Origin of the sequence: Streptomyces sp. SID1328, from assembly GCF_009865595.1 — a bacterium.
GTDB classification, from domain to species: Bacteria; Actinomycetota; Actinomycetes; order Streptomycetales; family Streptomycetaceae; genus Streptomyces; species Streptomyces griseoluteus.
In genome coordinates this window covers 1-2,302 of record NZ_WWKH01000314.1, presented here as the reverse complement: position 1 = coordinate 2,302, position 2,302 = coordinate 1, and the positions used below count along the sequence as shown (strand labels likewise).

General features: G+C 70.6%; 1 protein-coding gene. It reads left to right on the top strand.

Annotation, left to right across the window (positions count from 1 at the left end; genetic code table 11):
* Positions 1 to 164 precede the first annotated feature (164 nt).
* A partial coding sequence (locus GT030_RS09240; RefSeq protein ID WP_161200675.1) for a transglycosylase domain-containing protein occupies positions 165 to 2,302 on the top strand: 2,138 nt, incomplete at its 3' end.

Sequence of the window (2,302 nt, the reverse complement as noted above, 5' to 3'; positions counted from 1 at the left end):
CCAGCGTCCTGCCCCGCACCCCGTCCGAGTCCACCGCGACCCCCCAGGCGAGCGGCAACGGCAGCGACGGCGGCGAGGGCGGCGGCGGTACCGGCGACGGCGGCGGCAAGAGGCCCAAGCGTCCCAAGCGCACCGGCTGGCGGCGGATCTTCCCCACCTGGCGGATGGTGCTGGGCACCTTCGTGCTGGGCGTGCTCGTGATCATCGGGCTGCTGTTCCTCGGCTACTCGATGGTCCAGATCCCGGCCGCCAACGCCCTGGCCACAAAGCAGGCCACCGTCTACCTGTACGCAGACGGCTCCCAGCTCGCCCGCGACGGCGAGGTCAACCGCGAGAACGTGGGCCTCTCCCAGATCGCCAAGCCCGCCCAGCACGCCGTCCTGGCCGCCGAGGACCGCGACTTCTACACAGAGTCCGCCGTCGACCCCAAGGCGATGCTCCGCGCGGGCTGGAACACCGCCCTCGGCAAGGGCAAGCAGTCCGGCTCCACCATCACCCAGCAGTACGTGAAGAACTACTACCTGGCCCAGGAGCAGACGGTCACCCGCAAGGCCAAGGAGTTCTTCATCTCGATCAAGCTGGACCGGGAGAAGTCGAAGAACGAGATCCTCGAGGGCTACCTCAACACCAGCTACTTCGGCCGCAACGCCTACGGCATCCAGGCCGCCGCCCAGGCGTACTACAGCCGCGACGCGATCGACCTCGACCCGGCCCGCGCCGCCTACCTCGCCGCGCTGGTCAACGCGCCCAGCGAGTACGACGTCGTCGCCCACCCCGAGAACAAGCCGGCCGCGCTCGCCCGCTGGAACTACGTGCTGGACGGCATGGTCGCCAAGGGCTGGCTGAGCCAGTCCGAGCGCGCCGGGATGAAGTTCCCGATGCCGAAGGAGCAGACCGTCTCCACCGGCATGTCCGGCCAGCGCGGCTACCTGGTCGAGGCCGTCAAGGAGTACCTGGTCGGGCACGACATCCTCACCAAGGACCAGCTGGCCACGGGTGGTTACCGGATCACGACCACCATCCAGAAGCCCAGGCAGGACGCCTTCGTGAAGGCCGTCGACGACCAGCTCATCTCGAAGCTGGACAAGAAGAACCGCAAGGCCGACACCTACGTCCGCGCGGGCGGCGCCTCGATCGACCCCAAGACCGGCAAGATCGTCGCGATGTACGGCGGCATCGACTACGTGAAGCAGTACACCAACGGCGCGACCCGGGGCGACTACCAGGTCGGTTCGACCTTCAAGCCGTTCGTGTTCACCTCGGCCGTGCAGAACTCCTCCAGCACGCAGGACGGCCAGCGCATCACGCCCAACGCGTACTACGACGGCACCAACATGCGTCCCGTGCAGGGCTGGTCCGGCGGCCGGTACGCGCCGGAGAACGAGGACCAGAAGTCGTACGGCCAGATCACCGTCCGCAAGGCCACCGACCTGTCCGTCAACGCGGTGTACGCGCAGATGGCCGCCGACGTCACCGGCGACAAGGTCAAGGAGACCGCGGTCGACCTCGGTATCCCGGCCGACACCCCCGACCTCTACCCGTCCCCGTCCATCGCGCTCGGCACCGCCACCGCCAGCGTGCTCGAGATGACCGAGGCGTACGCGACCCTGGCCAACCACGGCCGGCACGGCACGTACACGATCATCGAGAAGATCAGCAAGGACAACGTCCCGGTCGACCTGCCCGCCCGTCGCACCAAGCAGGCCGTGACCCGCGAGGCCGCCGACACCACCACCTCGGTGCTGAAGAGCGTGGTCGAGGGCGGCACCGCCACTGCCGCGCAGGCCGCCGGCCGTCCGGCCGCGGGCAAGACCGGCACCGCCGAGGAGGACACGGCCGCCTGGTTCGCGGGCTACACCCCCGACCTCGCCACGGTGGTCTCCGTGATGGGCCAGGACCCGGTCACCGCCAAGCACCAGCCGCTGTACGGAGCCCTCGGCGTGGCCCGGATGAACGGTGGCGGTCCGCCCACCGAGATCTGGGCGCAGTACACGCGGGACGCGCTGCGCGGCAAGCCCGCCGCGAGCTTCGACCTGGAGCTCCAGCCCGGCGCCGACGTGGTCGCGCCCAGCACCCGGCCCTCCACCTCTCCCGGCACCGACGCGGGCCAGGACAACGGTGGTACCACCGGCACTCGGAGCCAGGGCACCACGCCCACCGACGGCGGCCAGGGCAACGGCGGCGCCACCGGCGCTCCGAGCCAGGGCACCACCCCGGTCGACCCGACCACCACGGGCGGCGGTGACACCACCGACGGCGCCGGCGGCGGTCCGGCCACCACCACCGGCGGGCCCACGGACGG